Raw genomic sequence first — 21,679 nt, forward strand, 5'->3', positions numbered from 1 at the left:
CGCCGTGTCCGGCTCGACGACGACTCGACAATCCGCAGAGCACATACCGTCATGCTGACATGGAACGCCCACGCGGCAGACGGCGACCCACAGGTGATCAACTTCTCGCGTCCACCGGTGCGGCCCCGGTCGGCACGCCTTCGACCTGCTCAGGACCCGCGGACGACGGCACGACCCGGCCGGCTCGGCTGAAGGCGGCTGCGGCCAGCAGCAGGGCGAGGACGAACGGTGCCACGTAGGCGAGGACACCGCCGAACCCGATCAGCACCGCGAACAGGGCTCCGGTGGCGGCCAGCGCAACCGACATCCCGGTGTACTCCATGATCTGACCGGCCGAGGAGTTGAACCCCTGCTGGCTCTCGGTGGAGTAGCGCAGCAGCAGCACCGAGAAGCGGGGGTACATCAGACCCATCCCGCCGCCGGCGACCGCCCAACCGACGATCGCGACTGCAGCCGGCAGCGACCAGATCGCGGTGGCCATCGCGATCAGCACAGCGGTGCCGATCATCGCCGTCCCCGCTCTGATCAAGATCACGTCCTGGGCCCGGTCGCCGAGCCGGCTCTGCAGCCAGGAGCCGGTGGACCAGGTCAGGGCGCCGGTGGTGAGCACCAGCCCGGCGAGGCTGGGGCTCAGCCCGAAGTGGTCGACCAACAGCAGCGGGAGATAGATCTCGGCCGAGATGTAGGTGGCACCGACCAGCCCGCGCATCCCGACCACCGACGGCAGCCCAGGCTGGAACCCCAGCGTGCCGGCAGGGACCAGTCGGCGAATGGCGAACCCGATCATCACCAGCGCAGCGACCGCGGCCGCCACCAGCAGCAGCGGAGACCAGTGCAGCGTGTCCCCGGTCACCAGGTGCAGCACCAGCACAGCGACACCCACCACCACGCCGGCAGCGGTCTGCCCCAGCGGCCAGGGCCCGGGGACCCGGTCGACCGGTCGGCCCAGTCGAGGATCACGCAGGCTCGGGACCAGCAGCACCACGGCGGGGACGACCAGCGCCGCCACGCCGAGGAACACCCAGCGCCAGCCGAGATGCTCGGTCACCAGGCCGGCAGCCAGCGGGCCGACCAACGACGGCACCACCCAGGCGGCGGCAAACGCGGCGAACACCTTCGGATGCAGCTCACCCGGATAGATCCGGGCCACGACGACGTACAAGGCCACCACCATGCCGCCGCCGAAACCCTGCACGACCCGGCCGAGCACCAGCACGGCCATCGAGTCGGCGAAGCCTGCGATCAACAGGCCGGCTGTGAACATGGCCACCGTCGTGATCAGCGGCAACCGCGGCCCGCTCCGGTCCGACCAGGTGCCCGTGATGACCATGGCCAGAACGCCGGTTGCGAACGGGGCGGCGAAGGCGAGGGCATAGAACCGTAAGCCGTTCAGCTCGGCGCTGATGGTGGGCATGGCGGTCGTCACCGCCAGCGCCTCGAAGGCGCTGAGCAGGACGAGCACCAGCATTCCCGTCATCAGGGTGCGGTAACGGGACGAGAAGATGCCGGGCACTGGGGTCCTTCGGTGGTGACAGTCTGGCTGATGTGACGAATGTAGGACCTCAACCGTGATTGAGGTCAAGGGTGTTCGGCGATGCCACGGCCCGAAGCGAGGAACCGGACACGACAACACACGACCGTTGGTGTCTGGTGGTCTTCGGGCGGTCGCCGACCAGCGGCGAACGGCTCTGGCGAGGGGCGGACAGGGACTCAACCCCCGGGCCGTTGGGCTCCCCCGACTGGACTCGAACCAGTAACCTGCCGATTAACAGTCGGCTGCTCTGCCAATTGAGCTACAGGGGACGGTTGGTGTTGCGGATAGGTACCTTAGCAGGACTTCTAGGCGATGTCGTACTCAGAGCGGAGCTGGACGATGGTCGACTCCGCGAGCGCCTCGACGCCGGGTGTGTCCCAGGTCAGTCCCCTGCTCAACGAGCGGTGCCAGGTCATCGGCCCGTCGTGGTGCGCCAGATCACGGCGGGCGCTGATGATCACTCCGCGCTCCCCCCGAACCGGAACGAACTTCTCAAACACGATGCTGGCCGCGATCCGCTCCCGGAACAGCTCCGGCAGCCGGGCAGGCTCGTGCAGGTGCGCCGTCCCCCGGCTGCCGCCGTACAGCGACCAGCGCAGGGCGCGGGTCTCGGAGTTCCAGTCACCCTTCTCGATCTGGTGCCAGCCGATGTGCTGCCAGCCGGTCTCGTCGCCGACGCTGAGGTCGGAGGGACCACCGATGCAGACCCCCTCGTCACAGTAGGTCCAGGCGAGGATTCTGGCGGTCCGGCCGGTCTGCGCCGCCAGCGAGGCGTGGAACGAGTCGAACAGTCCCTGCTCGAGCCCTCTCGACCTGGAGAACCATCGTCCACGTGCCCGCGCTGCCGTCATGAAGGCCATTGTCCCCGACCTGCCCAGGGTCCTGCCTCCGGTGCGGTGCTTGGTCGGAACAGGGCTTGGCCGGAGCAGGGCTTGGCCGGAGCAGGGCGCGGCCGGAACAGGGCTCGGCCGGAGCAGGGCTCGGCGGGGAACTGGCTCACAGATGCGCGGCGGCCCCCTGCGGGCAGACCCGGCGGAGGGTCTCCAGCGCCCGGCGCTCTCGTCGGCGCACCTGGGTGACGCTGACCTGCAGCACCCGCGCCGTCTCGGCATAGCTGCGCTGGAGGCCGTCGAGGAAGCCGAACCGGGCCTCGATGACTGCTCGCTCCGGGCGGGCCAGGTGCCGCAGCAGCTCCTGACCCGGCATTTCAAAGCCCAGAACCTCCTCGTATGGGTCGTCGCCCTGACCATCGGCCCGCTCGAGGTCGGCGATCGTGGCGTGACCGATCAGTTGCGGGGTCTCGTACGCCAGCAGCCCGGTGACCCAGTCGACGTTCCGGCCGAGGAAGGTGGCCAGCTGGGCCGGAGTCGGAGCACGTCCCAGGGACTGCGAGAGCTCAGCGTGCGCACCCCTGACCTGGCGCAGAGCTGCCGCCCTGGAGGCCGGCAGGTTCAGCTCACCGCAGCGGTTGGCGGTCGCCGCGTTCACATAGGCCCGGATCCAGAGCAGCGCATAGGTGGCGAACCTGCAGCCGCGAGTGTGGTCGAACCGCAGCACCGCCACCACCAGGGCGACACAGCCCTCCTGGAACAGCTCTGGCTCCGAGAGTCCGGTCCTGGCCGCCTCGCGCCCCGCCACCATCGCGACCAGGCGCAGGTTGGCCCGGATGAAGCGCTGCCGGGCCTGCTCGCCCTCGGCCTCGAGCAGCAGCAGCTCCTCGACCGTGGCCGCGCCCGGCTGCCGTCCCGCCAACCGGGCCTCCCGGGCCAGCACCCCGGCCTCGATCCGGCGGGCGAGGGCGATCTCCTCTCCCCGGTCCAGCAGCGGCTCGGCTCCGATCGAGCTGCGGTTGATGTCCATGACTGAGCAGGCCGCCCACCGGCGGCCGATGTGAGCGCTGCCGAACCGGTTGGACCATCGCTTGCACCACGGAGCCGAGAAACGGGTGTGCCTGCGCCAGCGGGGCTAAACTGAGCCCGATCTGCCCTCTACCCACGGGATCCCATGCGTTTGACCAGCCCTCGCACCCAGGGCCCGGAGACCGTCGAGACGGGCCCCGGGCGGACCGGCAGACCCGGGCCGAGCAGCATCTCGCCGAAGCCCTATCTGGTGGCCTCGACCGTTGTCGTGCTGGCGTCCATCCCGGTCATCGCGATCATGCCGGCACTGCCCGATCTCTGGCTTCATGTAGCGACCATCGAGCAGTTGCGGGAGAATCTGCTGGCTCCCCGCGACCCTATGGTCGGCGTGCCGGGCCGCGGCAACCCCTACTTCTCCCCCTACACGGTGTTCTGGGCCGGCTACGGGCTCTTCACCCACCTCGGCACCTGGACGGTGCTCAGGATCTCCGCCGTGGTCAACCTTGCGCTGTTCCTGGTCGGCGTCTGGCGGTTCACCACCACGCAGAGCCGGAGACCCAGCGCTCCGGTCTGGGCGCTGGCCGCCATCGGCCTGCTCTGGGGCACCACGTTCGTCTACTGGAGCGGCTTCCTGTCATTGCCGACCCTGGTGGCCGGCATCGCCTATCCGTCGACCTTCGCGGTCTCCGTGACGTTGATCGTGTGGGCCTCGGTGCTCCGACTGCTCCGCGAACCGGCCGCCTCGGCTCGGTGGCTGCAGTGGGCGGCCCTCGGACTGGTCAGCGGAGTCCTCGTGCTGACCCACCAGTTCACAGCGATGGGCGCCGCCATCGGCTGCCTGTTCCTGGTCCTCGACGAGCGGGCCTCGCTGACCCGGCCGAAGCTGCTCGGCGCGGCAGTGACTGCTGCCGTGGTCGGCCTGACCGCGGTGCTGTGGCCCTGGTTCTCCGTCTTCCGATCCAGCGGCGGAGCCGAGGCGTTCAACCATCTCCATGCCCGGCTGTACGACCAGCTGGGTGCCCACTACGGACTGCTGCTCCTCGCGGTGCCGGTGCTGGCGTTCCGGCTGCGGCGCCGGCCCACCGACCCGCTGTCGCTGACGGTCATCGTGTGTGCCGTTATTTTCGCCGCCGGGGGGCTTCTGCATCAGCAGTACCTGTCCCGCGCCTTCCCGACAGCCGCACTGCTGGCCCAGATCGCCGTCGGGGTGGCCATCGCCGAGTGGCTCGGCCGGACAGCTGCACGGCGATGGCAGCGGCTGCTGGCCTCGGTGTGCGTGCTCGCCCTCGGACTGGGTGCCCTGGGCCAGAGCGGGACGGTGAACCTGGTCGCCCCCGGCCACTATCCGAAGGCGATGGCGCAGGTGTTCGGGTCCCGTCGCCCGGCCGGCGGCTACGGCTGGATCGTCCCGCACGTGCCGCGTGGGCAGACGATCATGACCCTGAACAAGGATGCCCGGCGAATGGCCCCGGCGTACGGCCGGTTCACCGTCGCCGCAGCCTGGCCGGATCCGTTCCTCGGTGCGGATGCGGCCGTTCGGACCCGCGACTCCCGACGCTTCTTCAGCGAGCAGACCTCGACCGCCGAGCGGGACCGGATCGCGCGCCGGTACGCGGTCGGTTGGGTCATCGCGGACCGGCGCAGCGTGGCGCTGGTGCGCAGCCTGCCGACCGTCGAGTATGTGGCGAAGAGACCTCACCGACGTCAGTACCTCTTCCGGTACGTGGGTCCGGGCGGCGGCTGACGCCTGATCGGTCAGTCGAGCGCGCCGAGGCTCCGGGTCTGCAGCTTGCTCCGGGTCGACTCCAGCACCACCAGCTCGGAGAACATCTGGTTGTAGCGGGTGGGCTCCTCCACCGGGTTGGTGCGCTGCAGTTTGGACTTGAGCTCGGCGATCCGGCGCATCGCCGACAGCAGCTGCAGCTTCGCCGAGTACGCGACCACGTAGCGGGTCGTCACCTGGCCCTGCAGGTACACCGGCTCGACGGCCAGCTCGACCACCAGCGAGGACACCTGCGGGTCGGGATCGATGCCCTGCAGCTGCTGCACCCAGTCCCCGCCTGTCGCGGTCCCCACCAGCGCTCCCGCCTTGGCCACCCGGCCGAACACGGCCGCATACGCGGGATGGGTGAAGTCAGCCTCACTGATTCCGTCCCAGCCGTCGCCGAACAGCCCGGGGTGCTGGACCAGCAGTTTGGCCGTCTCCCGCTCCACCGACAGGCTGCGATCACGCGGGTCGGGCAGCGACGGGGTCCGGTCCTGTCGCGTCGGGGACGGCGCAGGGTCGGGTTGGCTGTTGCCGCCGCCCCTGGAGGCGGTACGCAGCACCTCGCGGCGGACCTCCTCCGGGTCCATGCCGAGCAGCCCGGCCAGTTCGCGGGCGTAGCCGCTCACCATCGACGTGTCACGGATGCTGGCGACCAGCGGGGCGGCCTCGCGCAGCGCGGCCAGCCGCCCGTCGGCGCGGTCCAGGTCGTGCTGCTGCAGGATGTTGGTCATCACGAACCGGTACAGCGGCACCCGTCGCGCCACCAGCTCACGCACCGCCGCCTCCCCGTGCTGCAGCCGCAGGTCGCAGGGGTCCAGCCCGGTGGGCTCGACAGCGACGTATGTCTGGGTGACGAAGTTCTGGTCGCCGTTGAACACCTTGATGGCCGCCGCCTGACCGGCCGCGTCACCGTCGAAGGTGAAGATGACCTCGCCGTGGAAGGCGTCGTGGTTGCCCATTAGCCGGCGCAGCAGCCTCGCATGGTCGTCGCCGAAGGCGGTCCCGCAGGACGCCACCGCGGTGTCGACACCGGACAGGTGGGCCGCCATCACGTCGGTGTAGCCCTCGACGATGACAGCCTGGCTCTTCTTCGCGATCTGCTGCCGGGCCAGGTCCAGGCCGTAGAGCACCTGGGACTTCTTGTAGAGCGGAGTCTCCGGCGTGTTCAGGTATTTGGCGGCGACCCGGTCGTCGTCGAAGATTCGTCGCGCGCCGAAGCCGACCACCGATTTGCCCGTGTCGCGGATGGGCCACAGCAGGCGTCCCCGGAAGAAGTCATAGCCGGCCTCCCGGATCAGACCCCCGGTGACGAGCTCGGTGTCACGGAACCCCCGGGCACGCAGGTGCTGCAGCAGCTCCCGGCCGCCGCGGGGGGCGAAGCCGACGCCGAACCGCTCCGCCGCCTCCCGGTCGAAACCGCGTTGGGCGAGGAACTGCCGGGCTGTCAGCGCATCGGGCGTGGTCAGCTGCTCGACGAAGAACTCGGCAGCGAGCCGGTGCGCCTCCAGCAGCCGCATCCGCTGACCGGGCTCCGGCCGCGGACCGAACTCCTCGGTGTAGCGCAGCTGGATGCCGACCCGGTCGGCCAGCCGCTCGATGGCTTCGACGAAGGTCAGGCTCTCGATCTTCTGCACGAACGCGATGACGTCGCCGCCCTCACCACAGCCGAAGCAGTGGTAGTAGCCGCGGGTCGGGTTCACGTTGAAGCTAGGCGTCTTCTCATCGTGGAACGGGCACAGCCCGACCATCGAACCGCCGGAGCGGCGCAGGCTGACGTACGAGCCGACGATCTCCTCGACCTTGGCCCGATCACGCACCGCGGCGATGTCGTCGTCGTTGATCCGGCCAGCCACCCTCGGAAGTCTACGTGCCCGGAGGCACGGGTCGGCGCCGAGTACGCTGAACGCTGTGGATAGTGCCGACCGGACAACGCCCTGGCTCATCTTCGACGGCGACTGCGCCTTCTGCACCAGCAGCGCCACCTGGGTGGCGGAGCGACTGCAGCGTCGAGACGGCACCGACGCGAAGCTGGTGCCGTGGCAGTTCACCGACCTGGAGCGGCTCGGCACCACCTCCGAGCGGGCCCGGTCCGAGGTCTTGTGGCTCACCCCCGACGGGACGTTCTACGGCGGCGCCCAAGCCTTCGCCCAGTGGCTGCGCTATCGCGGCGGAGCCTATGGTGTGCTGGGCACCGCGATGACGCTGCCCGGCATCAGGCAGCTAGCCGGTGCCGTCTACCGGCTGGTCGCCGACCACCGCGACCGGATGCCGGGCGGCACTCCCGCCTGCGCGCTGCCGCCGGCGGGCTATGACCCTGCGCGCCCAGGGCACACCACGCTCTAGCGGCGCGAACGCCAGCCAGCACACCAGGGTCGGCGCGAAATGGATGTAGAGGATCATCGCGGTGACCAGGTGGAAGCCGACCCAGAACAGAGCGGCGCAGAGCAGGGCCCGGCCCCGCAGCCACAGGATGACGATCGAGCTGAGCTCGGCCAGGAACGAGAACCACTGCATCCCGCGCAACAACGACGGGTGCTCCACCAGCAGCAGACCCAGTCCGTGCGGTCGTCGGATGATGGCCCAGGTGAGGATGGCGCTGTTCGGCCAGGACGTGAAGGTCCAGTCGCCGCTGCGGATCTTGGTGATCGCCGACAGGAAGTAGGTGAACACCACGGCGAACTGGATGCAGCGCAGTGCCCAGCCCGCCTGCGCGGACGAGTCCTCGCTGCGCCAGGAGCCGCGGACCGCACCGACGGTCGGCAGCACCCACAGCGCCACCACCAGCGCCAGATGATCATGGTCGACCTTGCCGTAGCTCATCCCGATGGCGGTCCACCAGGTGAAGCAAGCGGCGACCACGAAGCCGGCCACCCGCGGCAGCCGGTTGGCCGCACCGACCAGGCAGGCGATCCACAGCACCACATACAGCGCCGTGGTCAAGGTGATGCTCGGCGGCGGCAGCTGAAGCAGTCTGGCGAGGAAGAGCGGCCGGTACAGCTCGGGGTGGTAGCTCAGCGCGCGGGTGTCCCGCACGAACAGGTGCATGTCCACGATCACGAACACGTACAGCACCGAACGCAGTATCGCGACCCTGGCGTCGGGCAGCACCGGGGCGAACCAGCGGACGACGCTCATCCGGACACCTCCCAGCTGGCCAGCTCCTTCAGCTCGGTCGGGCCCTTCCGGCCGTCCACCAGCCTGGTCTCATCCTGCACCAGCCAGACGTGCCGCAGCCGAGGTTGCTCGGGGTGCCGCCGCTGCCAGCCGTCGGCCACCGCGCGCAGCAGGGTGGGGTCCTTGACGATGGCCGGGATCCGGGCCTCGACCTCGGCCCGGCCGATGCCGGCCGACTCCGGGCTGAGCGGCAGGTCCATCCGGCGGCCGTCGGTGCGCAGCCCTTCGACGCGGGTGATGACGATGGTGGCGTCGTCGGCCGGCGAGAACGCGTACTGCGACATCGGTCCGAACGGCCAGACGTCGTCACTCATCCGCAACGATCCGTTGACCACGCAGACGATGCCGAGACAGGCGACGGTAACTCGCCAGGTCGTCCCCCAGCGGCTGATCGTTCTGGTCCGGCCGGTCACCCGCAGATTCAAGCACATCGCCGTCAGTTGTGGCCCTGATGCCTGATCACATGGGTCAGGATGGCGATCGCGGCGCCGCCACGCGCCCACTCGAAGAACTCGAGGGGTTCGACCACCAGGTCCAGCTCGCCGAGGCTCCAGTGCGCCACCTCGCGGAGGCCCCGCCGGACCGTGTCCGGGGCCAGTAGGGCGAACCCGATGCCTTCGCCGGACAGCAGCATCCGCTCGGGTCCGATCACGTTGGCCACCGTGCCGGCCAGGATGCCCAACCGGTAGGCGGCCTCGTCCAGCAGCTCCACTGCGAACGGGTTGCCGGCTCGGTACAGCTCCAGCGCCTGGTCGAACGTCGTACTGCGGCGCCGTCGGGAGGTCAGCTGGCGAGAGATGCTGCCCGACGTCAGGACCGCCCGGGCGCAGCCGACATGGCCCAGCTCGCACCGCGCCCCTTCGGTCCTCAGCGGCAGATGCCCCACCGCACCCGCCACCCCGTGATGACCCCGCACGATCTGGTCGTGGACGACGAGCCCGCAGCCGATGCCGGCGCCCACGGTGAGGACCACGAAGGACGTCAGTCCCCGTCCCGCCCCGAACCAGTGCTCGGCCTGGGTGAACGCCTTCACGTCATTCTCGACGGTGCAGGTCAATCCGGTCCGTGCCGTCACGGCGTCCGCGAGCGGGAAATGCTCCCAGCCGAGGATGGGCGCCCGGAGCACCAGCCGCCGCTGCTCGATCACACCGGCCAGGCCGATGCCGATCCCGGCCACCCGGTCGTAGCGGCCGCGCAGGTCCTCGGCCAGCCCGGAGATGATCTCCACGGTGGACTGCGGATCGGTCTGCACCAGTGGTGCCTCCACCCGGTCGATCAGGTCTCCGCGCAGGTCGGTCACCACCGCATAGACGGTGTCATCGGTGATCTTGACACCGATGAAGCTGGCCGACTCGGCGACCACGTCCAGCGGCAGCGACGGCCGTCCGGTGCGGGCGAACAACTGGGGCGCCCGCTCGACCAGCAGGCCCTGCGCGATCAACGGCCGGGTCAACCTGGTCAGGCTGCCACTGGACAGGTCCAACTTGCGGGCCAGCTCCGCTCGGGCGATCGGGCCGCTGCGCAGCACCGCCAGGGCGACAGCCAGGGCGCTGCCGTCCAACGGCTCCCAGTCCTCACGCAGCGCCCCGACCATCGGTCTCAGTCTCCAGTCAATGCCTCGACCCGGAGCAGCACGGCGTGGTCTGGGTCGAGGGCCGGTGCCTGCACGCCGACTGAGCCGAGCACGGCGCCGGTGAAGACCGACCCGGGCGCCTGCACCGTGCTCAGGTCCGCGCCGCGGTCCATGGTGACGTTCCACCAGGCGGGTGGGCTGAGCCGTGGCATGGTGCCCACCAGCACCGGCCGCACCCGGTAGGACATCTCCGGGTCGAGACCCGGCAGCCGGAACCGGCCGATCGGGGCCACCTCGGACCGGGCGATCACCCCGAAGGAGTAGATGGCTTTCGACTTGTCCGGGGCGACCACACCGTGCAGGGCCAGGGTCGGGTCGGCGCTGTCGATCCTCACCAGGTCACCGCCGAGCAGCAGATCCCTTTCCTGCTTGAAGAAGGCGATCCAGTCACCGAGGTCGGCGAGCTCGCTCTCGGTGGCCTCGGCCAGGTCCCACTCGATGCCGAGGTGGCCGAAGACAGCCGTCGCAGCCCGGAAGGAGAAGTCGTGCACTCGGCCGGTGGTGTGTGAGCGGCCGGAGGCGATGTGCGAGCCCATCAGCTCCGGTGGGATCAGCTGGGTGGTCCAACGGTTCATCTGCTGCCGCTCCAGTGGGTCGATGCAGTCCGAGACCCAGACCCGGTCGGTCCGCTCCAGGATGCCGAGATCCACCCGGGCACCGCCGGAGGAACAGGACTCAATCTCCAGCCCCGGGTGCGCAGCCTTGATATCGTCGATCAGCCGGTACACCGCCTCGGTCTGCGCGTGCACCCCCGGTCGGCCCTCCGGCTGGGTGCCGGCGTCGATCAGGTCGCGGTTGTGGTCCCACTTGATGTAGCCGATGTCGTACTCGGCCAGTACGGCGAAGATCGCGTCTCGGATGTAGGCGTAGCACTCGGGGACGCCCAGGTTGATCACCTGCTGGTGCCTGGCCTCCACCGGCATCCGGTCGCCGGTGGCCATGATCCACTCCGGGTGCGCCCGTGCCACATCAGAGTCGACGTTGATCATCTCCGGTTCGAACCAGAGTCCGAACTCCATCCCCAGCTCGCGCACCCGGTCCACCAGGGGGTGCAGACCGGTCGGCCAGATGTCCTTCGACACGGTCCAGTCGCCGAGCCCGGAATAGTCGTTACGCCGGGACCCGAACCAGCCGTCGTCCAGCACGTAGCGCTCGACGCCGAGGGCGGCGGCCCGCTCGGCCAGGTCGATCAGCCGGGCGGCGTCATGGTGGAAGTAGACGGCCTCCCACACGTTCAAGGTGACCGGACGCTGCCGGTCGACGTGGTTCGGCCGGGCCCGGAGGAAGGCGTGGAAACGGCGTGCGACAGCGTCCAGGCCGTCGGCGTACGAGCCGTAGATCCACGGAGTCTGATAGCTCTCCCCGGTGGCCAGGATCAGCTCACCCGGCAGCAGCAGCTCACCGCCACCGATCACCTGCTCGCCGGAGAACAGCCGCTCCGCGTAGTGGCGGTGGTTGCCGCTCCAGCCGGTGTGCACCGACCAGATCTCGCCCCGGGCGAAGCCGAAGCCGGGCGTGCCGAGGTGCAGCAGGGTGGCCGCGTCGGCGCCGGTCCGGCCCTTGCGCCCCTCGCGCAGGTGCGTCCCCACCCCGAGCTCGCGGCGTTGCGGGACCCGCTCCTTGCCCCACCGGCCGGCGAAGTCGAGCAGCTCGCGCGCCTCCTGCGGCACCGGGAAGGCCAGCGTCACGTCATCGACCTGGTAGCCGTCGGCGCCGGTGTTGGTGACGGTGGCCCGGGCACGCAGCAGCCCGCCGGCGGCCAGCTCGACGGTGACGACCAGCTGGAGCTGCGCCACGGGGTCCTCGGCGGTGACCTCCACCGCGCCCGGTCCGGTGCTGACGAACTGCAGCTCGGAGTCGTCCAGGCTCTCGCCGTCGACCGAGATGGCGGTCACCGCGAACTTGGGCGACCAGCCCGTGCCGGCGCGCGACCCCGAGAGTCCGGGCCGGCCGACCCAGCCCTCGTGGTGCTCCGGCAGCAGCGCCAGCCGCACCGGCTTGTCCACGTTGTTGTTGGCCACCGGGGGCACGTTCGCCAGCACGATCGCCACCGCCTCATCGACGGTGAGATCCCCCAGATCTGCCCCCCAATGCACAATCGCCGGCAGGCGGCCCTCAGTGACGTCGAGCAACACCGACACCCCGCCTGATCGAAGGGACACTAGGGCATTGGGTTGGACCACGGGTCGGACCTTTCGCAGGCAGATTAGTTTTGTCGCAAAATATACTCACCCGCGGCCTCCGTGGACAGTGCCGTGAGCGCAGCGCGCCGGCTCTAGGCTGGGCAGGTGCCACACCAGGTGGGTCCGTCGTTGGCCGTTGCGCTGCTTATCCTGCTGGTGCTGGCCCTGGCCGCCTCCTGGTGGAGCCGGCTGCGGTTGGAAAAGAGCCTCGCCGCCGCCGCGGGCCGGGCGGTGATCCAGCTGGGCCTGGTGTCCTTGATCATTGCCGGGGTCGTCGGTCGGGTCGGCTGGTCGCTGCTGTTCGCGTCACTGATGTTCGCGATCGCCGTCTTCACCTCAACCCGCCGGGTGGGCGCACCGCGAGCGTGGCCGTGGGCGGCCCTCGCCATGGCCGCCGGCGTGCTGCCGGTGCTGCTGACGATCTTCCTGACCGGTGCGGTGCCCTTCAACGGCCCGTCGATCGTTCCAATGGCGGGCATCATCATCGGCGGTGTGATGAACGGCCACTCGCTGGCGGGCCGGCGGGTGTTCGGTTCGCTCCGCGACGAGTACGGCAGCTATGAGGCTGCGCTGTCGATCGGGCTGACCAGGCCACAGGCGATCGGTGAGGTGAGTGCGCGGCACCTGCCCGAGGCGTTGGTGCCGGCCCTGGACCAGACCCGCACCGTCGGTCTGGTCACCCTGCCAGGTGCGTTCGTCGGCGTGCTGCTCGGCGGCGGCAGCCCGTTGCAGGCCGGTGCCGCCCAGGTGCTGGTGCTGGTCGGCCTGCTCGCGGCCGAGTCGATCACCGTGGCGGTGGCGCACCGGCTGATCAAGCAGGCGCTGCTGCTGCCGCCGGATCTGGCCGAGTCGCTGCGGCCCTAGAGCGGGCCGGGCCGAGCTGGGCCGGCGTACTGCCGGTCCGTCCTGAGCACGGGGATCTGCGGCCTGACCCGCACCGGCGAGCCGTCCGGCTCGGCGGCCAGCCGGGCCCGCAGGTCGTCGGCCCAGCCGATCAGCCCCGCGACGTCGATCGCGTACGGCGGAGAGGAGGCGTAGCTTGCGATCCGGTCCCGGCCGCGTTGCAGCAGCGTGAGGGCACCGGTCCGGTTGCCGCGGAGCAGGTGGGTCAGGCCCACAGCGAGCTGGGCCAGCCCCTGCCAGAGGTCACGCTCATCGGCGTCGGCCGACTTCCAGGTCCCCTCCAGGATCTCGTGGGCATGGAACGGGCGGCCCTCCGCCAGCAGCCGCTGGGCCTCGTCCAGCGCCGCCAGCGGCGGCAGGACCAAGTCGTCGGGGACCCGTGCAACGCCCCCCTCGGAACCTCGGGCCAGTGGACGGCCCAGACCGTCGCGGGGGCGGGCATTGAGCGGTCGGCCCCGGGGATCGCGTTCCCGCGGCACCCTCACGTCGGTGCCGTTCCCAGGCTGCTCCTCATGTGCTGCAGTGTGCCACGACGACGGGACGGCCGTACGGCTGCACCCCTGCGGTGAGAGGGCAGCCGTACCAGCCTGGGTCGTTCGGAAACGGGACTACCGGACGTCGATGCAGTCGGCCTTGCTCTTGACGGGGGCCGTGGTGCTGCTGCCCTTGAAGACGAACCGGAAACAGCCATCCTTCCTGGCGGTGAGGGTGGTCCGCAGATCACCATCGGGGGCACTCGTGACTGTCTTCAGGGTGCTGTAGCTGCCTCCAGCGGGACGCCACTGCAGCTGCACCTTCTTCTTGCCGTAGCCGCGGTAGCGGCCGAGGTTCCAGTTGGCGCGGTTGAGGTTGCCCTTGACGGTGATCGTCCTACCCTTCCGTACCGGCTCGGGGGTGGCGTTGGTCGTCAGTCGAGCGGCCCGCAGCACCTTGAAGTCGGAGCCGTAGCCACTGGTGTCAACGGCGCTGTCCACCCAGATGGTGCTGCTCCACGTCCCGGCGTCGGCGTTGGTGAGCGCCTGCGGGTTCAGCCGGAGGCCGACGTCCCAGGTGGTCACGTCACCGCTCCGGGCGACCCGGTTCAGGTCGACGCTGTTGTAGAAGGTCGGGCTGACCACATCGGCCGACACGCCCTTGACGGTGCAGTTGGAGCGGATTTTGACCGTAAGCACGAAGCCTTTCGCCTGCTGGACGCCGACAACCACGGTCCTGGGTGAGGTCTTGGCACTGAGGATCGTCGGCTCGACGCAGGTCGGTGCGGCTGCGGCCGGCGCGACACCGACTGCAGCGAGAGTGGCGATCAGGGAGCTGGTGGCCAGTGCCACGAGGGACTTGCGCATGGAGGTGCATCCTTCTGTCGGGTGGTGGGTTCGGGTGACAGGAGGCGGAGAGGACGGCTCTGATACGTCGGCGGCGAAACCAGTATGTGTGTGGACCGATGAGCTGGGCCAAACCTGGGCGTGCAGCACTCCTGGTCGGCCAACCCGGACACCGCCTACGGTGACGGTGGGGACCTGATGGGCGTCCCACCTCACCCTCCCCGACCGCCCTAGTGCCATCACCTCAGGCTTCGGCTTCTGACCGGTACTGGGAAGTTGATCATCGCACCATGATCAACTTCCCGCTCAGCTGGTGGCCCGCAGACCGTGCTGCTGCTCCCGCAGCGGCGTGACGGCCTCATAGGTGGCCTTCAGCGCGGCAACCGTCGGCGCGAACCGACGCTGCGCCACCCCGACGAAGATGCAGTCGACGATCATCAGCTGGGCGATCCGCGAGGCCATCGCCCCGGAGCGGTACTTGGTCTCGCGGACCGAGGTCAACAACGTCAGGTCGGCCTCCGCAGTGATCGGCGAGCCGGCCGCGTTGGTGATGGCGACCGTCGTCGCGCCTTGCTGACGGGCGGACTGGAGGAAGTGGACGGTCTCGGTCGTGGTGCCCCGGTGGGAGAAGCCGATGGCCACATCGTTGGCGGCCAACAGTGCGGTCGAGGTGGTGGCGTCGTGCGGGTCGTCGAAGGCGAACGCGACCCGGCCGATCCGGAGCAGCTTGCGCTGCAGGTCGTCGGCGCTCCAGCCGCTGGCTGACACCCCGTACAGGGTGATCCGGCTGGCGGCGTCGATGGCATCGACCACCCGTTGCAGCACGTCGATGTCCAGCCCGGCCAGTGTCTCCTCGATGCACAACGTCTCGGAGAAGGCGATCTTGGCCACCATCGCCGCCAGCGAGTCGTCTTCGGCGATGTCGGAACCATGATCGCCCACCTCACCGCGCTGGGCTGTCTCCTTTCCGATCTCGGTCGCCAGGGCGAGTCGGAGCTGGACATAACCGGACAGCCCCATCGCCCGGCAGAACCGTACGATCGTCGTCTCGGACGTCGAGCACTGGTGCGCCAACTCCGAGATCGTCTTCTCCATCACCACCTCAGGTCGAGCCAGAATCGCCTCGGCGACCCGTCGCATAGACGGCGCGAGGTCGTTCAGGCGTGACTGCATGGTGCTTTGGATACTCACGCGTGCTCCTCTCATCGTTGTTCGGGCGCCACAGTCCCCCGGCACCTGCTGGACACCCCTGAACCACGTCGAGTCAGGAGTAGAGCTTGATGGCATCAGGATAGGGCTCAGGTGCCGGGCTGCTGGCCGAAATCGATTCAATCGCCGCACCTTCGTCGATCCCTTCCCGCAGCGCGGCCGATCCCCACAGCAGGTCGATGAACGGCCGACCGACCTTTTCCGGCTGGAGCCACAACGGCCGGTCGGGGTGCAGGTCGGCGACCACCTGGAGCAGGGTGACCCCGGTCAGAACCGGGTCGAAGGCGCATCGGTCGGTCAGATGCAGCTGCACTCCGCGCAGGGCCTGGCCCGCGCCCTTGCCGAAGGTCGGACGGAAGACCAGCTCGCGAACCCCGATCCCCGGCAGGCATCGCTCCCGCAGCGCCGCCGCGAACCGCTGATCGAGCCAGCCGGCACCGACAACCTCGAACGGCCGGGTGGTGCCGCGGCCCTCCGACAGCAGCGTCCCCTCCAGCAGGCAGGTGGCCGGGTAGAGGACCGCGGTGTCCAGGGTCGGCATGTTGGGTGACGGTGGCACCCAGGGCAGCTCGGTGCGGTCGAAGGTGTCGGCACCGGCCCAGCCGGTGAGGCCGATGACCTCGAGGTCGAGCGACCGACCGGTCAACCGCGGGACGTGCACCTCGGCGAAGAGGCGTGCCAGCTCGCCGATCGTGAGCCCATGCTGCAACGGGACCGAGACCCGCCCGACGAAGCTGGCGCAGCTCGCCGTCAGCCCTGGTCCGTGGCTGCGGTCGCCGAGCGGGTTGGGTCGGTCCAACACCACGACCGGGACACCCAGTCGCGCCGCTGAGCACAGCAGGTCGAAGAGCGTCCAGGTGTAGGTGAAGAACCGGGTGCCGATGTCCTGCAGGTCGACGACGAGGGCACCACCGGCCGGCACAGCTCTGCGGATCAGGGTGTCGAGGGCGTCCCCTGCGCACAGGTAGGCGTCGAAGACAGGAAGACTCGAGCTGCCGTATCTATCCTCTGGTTCGCTCTCCCCTGCCTGGGCCGACCCCCAGAAGCCGTGCTCCGGGGTGATCAGGGCCGAGACCCGGGCGCCGGCGGCGAGCAGCCGGTCGACCCCTCGGGTCAGGTCGGGCAGCACCGAGGTGAAGTTGGTGACCAGCGTCAGAGGCCGGTCGCCGAGCAGTGACGGGGTGTCGACCGCGCGGGCCAACCCGGTCTGCACCACTGTCTGCGTCGTCACCCCCGGCCGTCCGTCACTGGGCCGGTCAGTGATCGATGCCCTGTGGCAGCCGGGCCGGGTCCCAGTCGAGCTCCCTGACCGCGGTGCGGAACGCGTACCGGTCGGTCATCCCACCGACGTAGGCAACAGCGGCCCGGATGGCCTGATCGCTGCCCGGGTCGGCCGGCACCGGCTCCGACAGTGCGTACGGCCGGTCGGCGTAGTACCAGACCAGGGCCTGCAGCACCTCGACGACGGCCCGCGACTGCGCCAGCGAGGCGGGCCGGGTGTAGATGCGCTCGTAGTTGAAGGAGCGCAGGGCGGCCAGCGCCTGAGCCTCGTCGGGTCCCATGCCTACCTCGCCGTGGTCGTCGATGCCACGGACCACGGCGCGGACAAAGGTGTGCAGCTGCTCGCGGCGGCCGCGTCCGCAGACCTGGGCCACCTCCGCCGGGATGTCGTCGAGGCTGACGATGCCGGCGTGGATGGCGTCCTCGAGGTCGTGGGCACAGTAGGCGATCCGGTCGGCCCAGCTGACGATCTCACCCTCGACGGTGCCGGGAGCCGGGCGGGACCAGGAGTGGTTGCGGATCCCGTCGAGGGTCTCCGCGCAGAGGTTCAGTCCGGTCAGCACCACGTCGGCACCCCAGGGGCCGTGCTCGTAGCCCTCGCTGACGAAGATGTCGAAGGCGTCCTCGCTGGCATGCCCGCCGGGACCGTGCCCGCAGTCGTGACCGAGGGCGATCGCATCGGTGAGTGCGACGTTGACGCCCGCCGCCCGCGCGATCGAGGTGGCCACCTGGGCGACCTCGAGTGCGTGGGTCAGCCGGGTCCGCTGGTGGTCGGTCGGATAGACCACCACCTGGGTCTTGCCGGCCAGCCGCCGGAAGGCGGTGGAGTGCACGATCCGGTCGCGGTCGCGTTCGAAGCAGGTCCGTTCCTCGTCGGGCTCCTCCTCAACGGCGCGGTTCCCGGCCCCGCGGGCCAGGGTGGCTCCGGACCGCAGCAGGCTCGCCTCGCGGACCTCGCGCACCTCGCGGGTCACCACCGGGCCGTCACCGACCGAAGCCTGCGACGTGCGGTGAGCCCGGACCAGACGGCCGCCGTCATGGCCCGACATCGTCTCCGCCCAGGCCTGCGCCCGGGGCGAGATCTTGTCAGCCACCGGAGATCCCGACCTCGGCGGCTCCAAGATCAAGATCGCGGCCCGAGGTATCGTCCAGCCAACCCGCAGGCAGCGCGACCCTGTCCCGCGGAGTTCCCTGCCTGCCGCGGGGGATGCCGAGCTCGGCGACCGGGAACGGGACGTCTGGGTCGAGCTGCCCCAGCAGCCGATCAAGCTCAGCGAAGCTTGAGATCATTCCCAGCCCGCGACGGAGGTCTCCGCCGACCGGGAACCCTTTGAAATACCAGGCCATGTGCTTGCGGAGGTCCGTCAGCCCGTGCTGCTCACCGGCGAGAGCGGCGAGCAGCTCACCGTGCCGGCGGACCATGATCGCCACCTCGCCCAGGGTCGGCAACGTCCGGGTCTCCTTGCCGGCAAAGGCATCGGCCAGGTCGCGGAACAGCCAGGGTCGACCCAGGCAACCACGACCGACGACGACACCCGCGGCACCGGTGTGCTGCACCATCCGCAGCGCGTCGGACGCCTCCCAGATGTCACCGTTGCCGAGCACCGGAATGTCGACCGCCTGCACCAGCTCCGCGATGGCGTCCCAGTTCGCCTGACCGGAGTAGGCCTGCCTGGCGGTTCGACCATGCAGAGCAATGGCGGCACATCCGGCCTCCTGGGCGATCCGGCCCGCGTCGAGGAACGTCAGATGATCTTCGTCGATGCCCATCCGGGTCTTCATGGTGACCGGCACCCGATAACGCTCGCCCGCCTTGACGGTCTCCCGCAGAATGGCAGCCAGCCGGTCCCTCTTGTACGGAAGGGCAGCACCGCCACCCTTGCGGGTGACCTTGGGCACTGGGCAGCCGAAGTTGAGGTCGACATGGCCCACGCCGTACTCGTTGCACAGGATCTCGGTCGCCCGGGCCATCGTCCCCGGATCGACGCCGTAGAGCTGGACTGAGCGGACCCGCTCCCCCGGGTCGAAGGACAGCATCGCCCGGGTCTTGCGGTCGCCCTCGACGATGCCCCGGGAGGTGATCATCTCGCAGACGTAGAGACCCGCCCCTTGCTCGCGGCACAGCTGCCGGAACGCGGCATTGGTGATCCCCGCCATCGGCGCCAGCACCACCGGCGTATCGACCACCAGCTCCCCGAGCCGCAGCCGCCCTGAGACTGTCGAAGGGACGCCCTCTGAGCCTGTCGGATCAACGCGCCCTGAGCCTGTCGATTCAACGCGCCCTGAGCCTGTCGAAGGGCTCCCCAGGAGAAGCTCCGCACCCATGGCGCTCAGCAACCGATCAGCCTCGTCGCCAGGTAGTCCTGCACCTGGTCCAGGGCGATCCGCTCCTGCTTCATGGTGTCGCGCTCGCGGATCGTCACGGCGTCATCCTCGAGCGTGTCGAAGTCGACCGTGATGCAGTAGGGCGTGCCGATCTCGTCCTGGCGCCGGTAGCGACGGCCGATCGCCTGGGCGTCGTCGAAGTCGACGTTCCAGTACTTGCGCAGCTGGGCGGCCAGGTCGCGGGCCTTGGGCGACAGCGCCTCGTTCCGCGACAGCGGCAGCACCGCGGCCTTCACCGGGGCGATCCTCGGGTCCAGCTTCAGCAGCACCCGCTTATCCACGCCGCCCTTGGTGTTCGGCGCCTCGTCCTCGGTGTAGGCCTCCACCATGAACGCCATCAGTGAGCGGGTCAGGCCGGCCGCGGGCTCGATCACGTACGGGACGTAGCGCTCGTTCTTGGCCTGGTCGAAGTAGGACAGGTCGGTGCCGGAGTGCTCGCTGTGGGTAGTGAGGTCGAAGTCGGTGCGGTTGGCGACACCTTCGAGCTCACCCCACTCGCTGCCCGCGAAGCCGAACCGGTACTCGATGTCGACTGTGCGCTTGGAGTAGTGCGACAGCTTCTCGGCCGGGTGCTCGTAGTGACGCAGGTTGTCGCGGGAGATGCCGAGGTCGACGTACCAGTCGGTCCGGTCGTTGAGCCAGTAGAGGTGCCAGCCCTCGTCGGTGCCGGGCTCGACGAAGAACTCCATCTCCATCTGCTCGAACTCGCGGGTACGGAAGATGAAGTTGCCCGGGGTGATCTCGTTGCGGAAGGACTTGCCCACCTGGGCGATGCCGAACGGGGGCTTCTTCCGAGTCGCGTTCACCACCTGGTTGAAGTTGACGAAGATGCCCTGGGCCGTCTCCGGCCGCAGATAGTGCAACCCCGACTCGTCCTCGATCACACCGAGATAGGTCTTCAGCATCATGTTGAACTCACGCGGCTCGGTCCACTGACCCTTGTTGCCGCAGTGGGGGCAGTTGATCTCACTCAACGCGACGCTGTCCGGGTCGTCGATGCCCTTCTTGTCGGCTACCGCCTCCTGGAGATGATCGACCCGGAACCGCTTGTGGCAGGACGTGCACTCGGTCAGCGGGTCGGTGAAGACACCGACATGGCCGGAGGCCACCCAGACCTGCCGTGGCAGGATGACCGAGGAGTCGAGACCGACGACATCGTCGCGAGAGGTGACGACCGACTTCCACCACTGCTTCTTGATGTTCTCTTTGAGCTCGACGCCGAGCGGGCCGTAGTCCCAGGCCGAACGCGTGCCGCCGTAGATCTCGCCGGAGGGAAACACGAACCCCCGACGCTTACAGAGGCTGATGACATTGTCGAGTCGGCTTGCTGGTGCCACGGAACAACTCCAAACACATGTGGACGCCTCCCCGGCTGGCAGGCGTCGGTCGGCCCCCAAGCCTACCGGTCTAGCGCGGCCCGGCGCCCCTCGAGAGGTTCGGCCCCACGTGCTCGGGATCCTCGTAGGCCGAGGGCTCGTCGATCGCCAGCGACAGCAGCGGCACGACCACCATCTTCGACTCGAAGCCGTTGAGCGCCCGGCGGTAGGAGCCGACATTGATCCAGCGGGTGCTGATGGTCCACAGCTCCGGCTCGTCGATGTTGCGGCCGAAGTCGACCGAGACGAACCCCTCCCGGTTGCTGAGCACCTCGATGGCCGCCCTGGCCTGGAGCTGGAACTCCGCCGTCTGCGCCTCGGGCACCCGGAACCGGTTCAGAACGATCACCGGCCCAGCCTACGGCGTGCACACTGTCCGCCTGTGGCGGCGGCGGAAGCGGACGGTCGTTTCGGCTGCATGCCAGAATGGGCAGCATGTCCAGCCAGCAGGTGACCTTCCGGCAGCAGGTCGAGACCCGGAGCCGACCCGCGCTGGCCCGGCTGCATGAGCAGCCGCGGCTGCTCATCCCGCTGGCCACCCTGGTCCTGATCGCTCTCGGTGCCTTCGCCCCGATGCCGTACGCCCTCGCCGCCTTCGCGCTGGTCTTCGCCTTCATCGCCTGGATCGCCTACCTGTCCTGGCCCGTCGTCCCCCTCTCCGGCCGCCTGATGCGGCTGGCGATGCTGGCGCTGATCTGCGTCCTGGCGGCGACCCGGTTCTAGGCTGCGGCCGCGCCTGCCCTCTTTCCGGTCCGGCCCGGTCCCCCTTTCCCCCTTTTGTCGAAAAGTCATCAGAACGCGACTTTTCGTGGGCGGATCGCGGCCGACGGCTCCGAAAAGTCATCAGAACGCGACTTCTCGTACGCGAATCGCGGCCGACGGCCCCGAAAAGTCATCAGAACGCGACTTCTCGTACGCGAATCGCGGCCGACGGGCCGAAAAGTCATCAGAACGCGACTTCTCGTACGCGAATCGCGGCCGACGGGCCGAAAAGTCATCAGAACGCGACTTCTCGTACGCGAATCGCGGCCGACGGGCCGAAAAGTCATCAGGAC

At 69.3% G+C, this 21,679-nt stretch carries 19 protein-coding genes, 1 tRNA gene and 1 pseudogene; 4 read left to right on the plus strand and 17 right to left on the minus strand.

What is annotated here, in order from left to right; genetic code table 11:
• Nucleotides 1-97 precede the first annotated feature (97 nt).
• From JOE57_RS03375 to JOE57_RS03390, 4 genes are all read right to left on the minus strand, one after another.
• Nucleotides 98-1,513, minus strand: coding sequence for an MFS transporter (locus tag JOE57_RS03375; protein WP_204916394.1), 1,416 nt, complete (start codon nt 1,511-1,513; stop codon nt 98-100).
• A gap of 217 nt (nt 1,514-1,730) precedes the next feature.
• A tRNA-Asn gene (locus JOE57_RS03380) sits at nt 1,731-1,803 on the minus strand.
• 36 nt (nt 1,804-1,839) lie between these two features.
• Nucleotides 1,840-2,385 (minus strand): hypothetical protein, encoded by a 546-nt coding sequence (locus tag JOE57_RS03385; RefSeq protein WP_204916395.1) that lies wholly within the window; start codon nt 2,383-2,385, stop codon nt 1,840-1,842.
• Between the two features lie 145 nt (nt 2,386-2,530).
• Nucleotides 2,531-3,394, minus strand: a complete 864-nt coding sequence (locus JOE57_RS03390) for a sigma-70 family RNA polymerase sigma factor (protein ID WP_204920191.1) — start codon at nt 3,392-3,394, stop codon at nt 2,531-2,533.
• Between the two features lie 144 nt (nt 3,395-3,538).
• Between JOE57_RS03390 and JOE57_RS03395 the strand changes: the two genes are divergently transcribed.
• Nucleotides 3,539-5,137: a DUF2339 domain-containing protein gene (locus JOE57_RS03395; RefSeq protein ID WP_204916396.1), complete on the plus strand. Its 1,599-nt coding sequence runs from the start codon at nt 3,539-3,541 to the stop codon at nt 5,135-5,137.
• A gap of 11 nt (nt 5,138-5,148) precedes the next feature.
• On the opposite strand, the gene dnaG is transcribed toward JOE57_RS03395, so the two are convergent.
• Nucleotides 5,149-7,014: a DNA primase gene (gene dnaG, locus JOE57_RS03400; protein ID WP_338041134.1), complete on the minus strand. Its 1,866-nt coding sequence runs from the start codon at nt 7,012-7,014 to the stop codon at nt 5,149-5,151.
• Between dnaG and JOE57_RS03405 the strand changes: the two are divergent.
• Nucleotides 6,986-7,375, plus strand: a pseudogene (locus JOE57_RS03405) (thiol-disulfide oxidoreductase DCC family protein); the annotation flags it as partial. The gene dnaG and the pseudogene JOE57_RS03405 overlap by 29 nt on opposite strands.
• A gap of 6 nt (nt 7,376-7,381) precedes the next feature.
• Here JOE57_RS03405 and JOE57_RS03410 read toward each other — a convergent pair.
• Genes JOE57_RS03410 through JOE57_RS03425 form a run of 4 tightly spaced genes read right to left on the minus strand, consistent with a single transcriptional unit; the run spans nt 7,382 to nt 12,130 of the window.
• The gene (locus JOE57_RS03410; protein ID WP_204916398.1) at nt 7,382-8,296 is read right to left on the minus strand and encodes an HTTM domain-containing protein; all 915 of its coding nucleotides are present in this window, start codon (nt 8,294-8,296) and stop codon (nt 7,382-7,384) included.
• A complete protein-coding gene (locus tag JOE57_RS03415; RefSeq protein WP_239578828.1) occupies nt 8,293-8,748 on the minus strand; it encodes a hypothetical protein in 456 nt (151 codons plus the stop codon). The genes JOE57_RS03410 and JOE57_RS03415 overlap by 4 nt, the downstream gene beginning before the upstream one ends.
• 23 nt (nt 8,749-8,771) lie before the next feature.
• The gene (locus JOE57_RS03420) at nt 8,772-9,929 is read right to left on the minus strand and encodes an ROK family transcriptional regulator (protein WP_204916399.1); all 1,158 of its coding nucleotides are present in this window, start codon (nt 9,927-9,929) and stop codon (nt 8,772-8,774) included.
• Nucleotides 9,930-9,934: 5 nt separating this feature from the next.
• Nucleotides 9,935-12,130: an alpha-galactosidase gene (locus JOE57_RS03425; RefSeq protein WP_338041135.1), complete on the minus strand. Its 2,196-nt coding sequence runs from the start codon at nt 12,128-12,130 to the stop codon at nt 9,935-9,937.
• Nucleotides 12,131-12,292: 162 nt separating this feature from the next.
• Here JOE57_RS03425 and JOE57_RS03430 point away from each other — a divergent pair, with 162 nt between their 5' ends.
• A complete protein-coding gene (locus JOE57_RS03430) occupies nt 12,293-13,015 on the plus strand; it encodes an ABC transporter permease (protein ID WP_204920193.1) in 723 nt (240 codons plus the stop codon).
• On the opposite strand, the gene JOE57_RS03435 is transcribed toward JOE57_RS03430, so the two are convergent.
• From JOE57_RS03435 to JOE57_RS03470, 8 genes are all read right to left on the minus strand, one after another.
• Nucleotides 13,012-13,539, minus strand: coding sequence for a DUF309 domain-containing protein (locus tag JOE57_RS03435; protein ID WP_338041136.1), 528 nt, complete (start codon nt 13,537-13,539; stop codon nt 13,012-13,014). The two genes, JOE57_RS03430 and JOE57_RS03435, sit on opposite strands and share 4 nt — an antisense overlap.
• 123 nt (nt 13,540-13,662) lie before the next feature.
• Nucleotides 13,663-14,394: a hypothetical protein gene (locus JOE57_RS03440; protein ID WP_204916401.1), complete on the minus strand. Its 732-nt coding sequence runs from the start codon at nt 14,392-14,394 to the stop codon at nt 13,663-13,665.
• Between the two features lie 285 nt (nt 14,395-14,679).
• Nucleotides 14,680-15,564 (minus strand): MurR/RpiR family transcriptional regulator, encoded by an 885-nt coding sequence (locus JOE57_RS03445; protein WP_338041137.1) that lies wholly within the window; start codon nt 15,562-15,564, stop codon nt 14,680-14,682.
• A 73-nt stretch (nt 15,565-15,637) separates the two neighbouring features.
• Nucleotides 15,638-16,813 (minus strand): exo-beta-N-acetylmuramidase NamZ domain-containing protein, encoded by a 1,176-nt coding sequence (locus tag JOE57_RS03450; RefSeq protein WP_204916403.1) that lies wholly within the window; start codon nt 16,811-16,813, stop codon nt 15,638-15,640.
• A gap of 25 nt (nt 16,814-16,838) precedes the next feature.
• Nucleotides 16,839-17,912 (minus strand): HD domain-containing protein, encoded by a 1,074-nt coding sequence (locus JOE57_RS03455; protein WP_204920195.1) that lies wholly within the window; start codon nt 17,910-17,912, stop codon nt 16,839-16,841.
• A 37-nt stretch (nt 17,913-17,949) separates the two neighbouring features.
• On the minus strand, nt 17,950-19,068 hold the full coding sequence (gene dusB / locus JOE57_RS03460; RefSeq protein ID WP_420827697.1) for a tRNA dihydrouridine synthase DusB: 1,119 nt from the start codon (nt 19,066-19,068) through the stop codon (nt 17,950-17,952).
• A 125-nt stretch (nt 19,069-19,193) separates the two neighbouring features.
• Entirely contained in the window at nt 19,194-20,585 is a 1,392-nt protein-coding gene (locus tag JOE57_RS03465) for a glycine--tRNA ligase (protein ID WP_204916404.1), read from the minus strand.
• Between the two features lie 70 nt (nt 20,586-20,655).
• A complete protein-coding gene (locus JOE57_RS03470; protein WP_204916405.1) occupies nt 20,656-20,973 on the minus strand; it encodes an antibiotic biosynthesis monooxygenase in 318 nt (105 codons plus the stop codon).
• An 86-nt stretch (nt 20,974-21,059) separates the two neighbouring features.
• On the opposite strand from JOE57_RS03470, the gene JOE57_RS03475 reads away from it, so the two are divergent.
• Complete coding sequence (locus tag JOE57_RS03475) at nt 21,060-21,347, plus strand: DUF6703 family protein (RefSeq protein WP_204916406.1); 288 nt, start codon at nt 21,060-21,062, stop codon at nt 21,345-21,347.
• Nucleotides 21,348-21,679: the final 332 nt, after the last annotated feature.

The organism is Microlunatus panaciterrae, from assembly GCF_016907535.1.
Lineage (GTDB): Bacteria > Actinomycetota > Actinomycetes > Propionibacteriales > Propionibacteriaceae > Microlunatus > Microlunatus panaciterrae.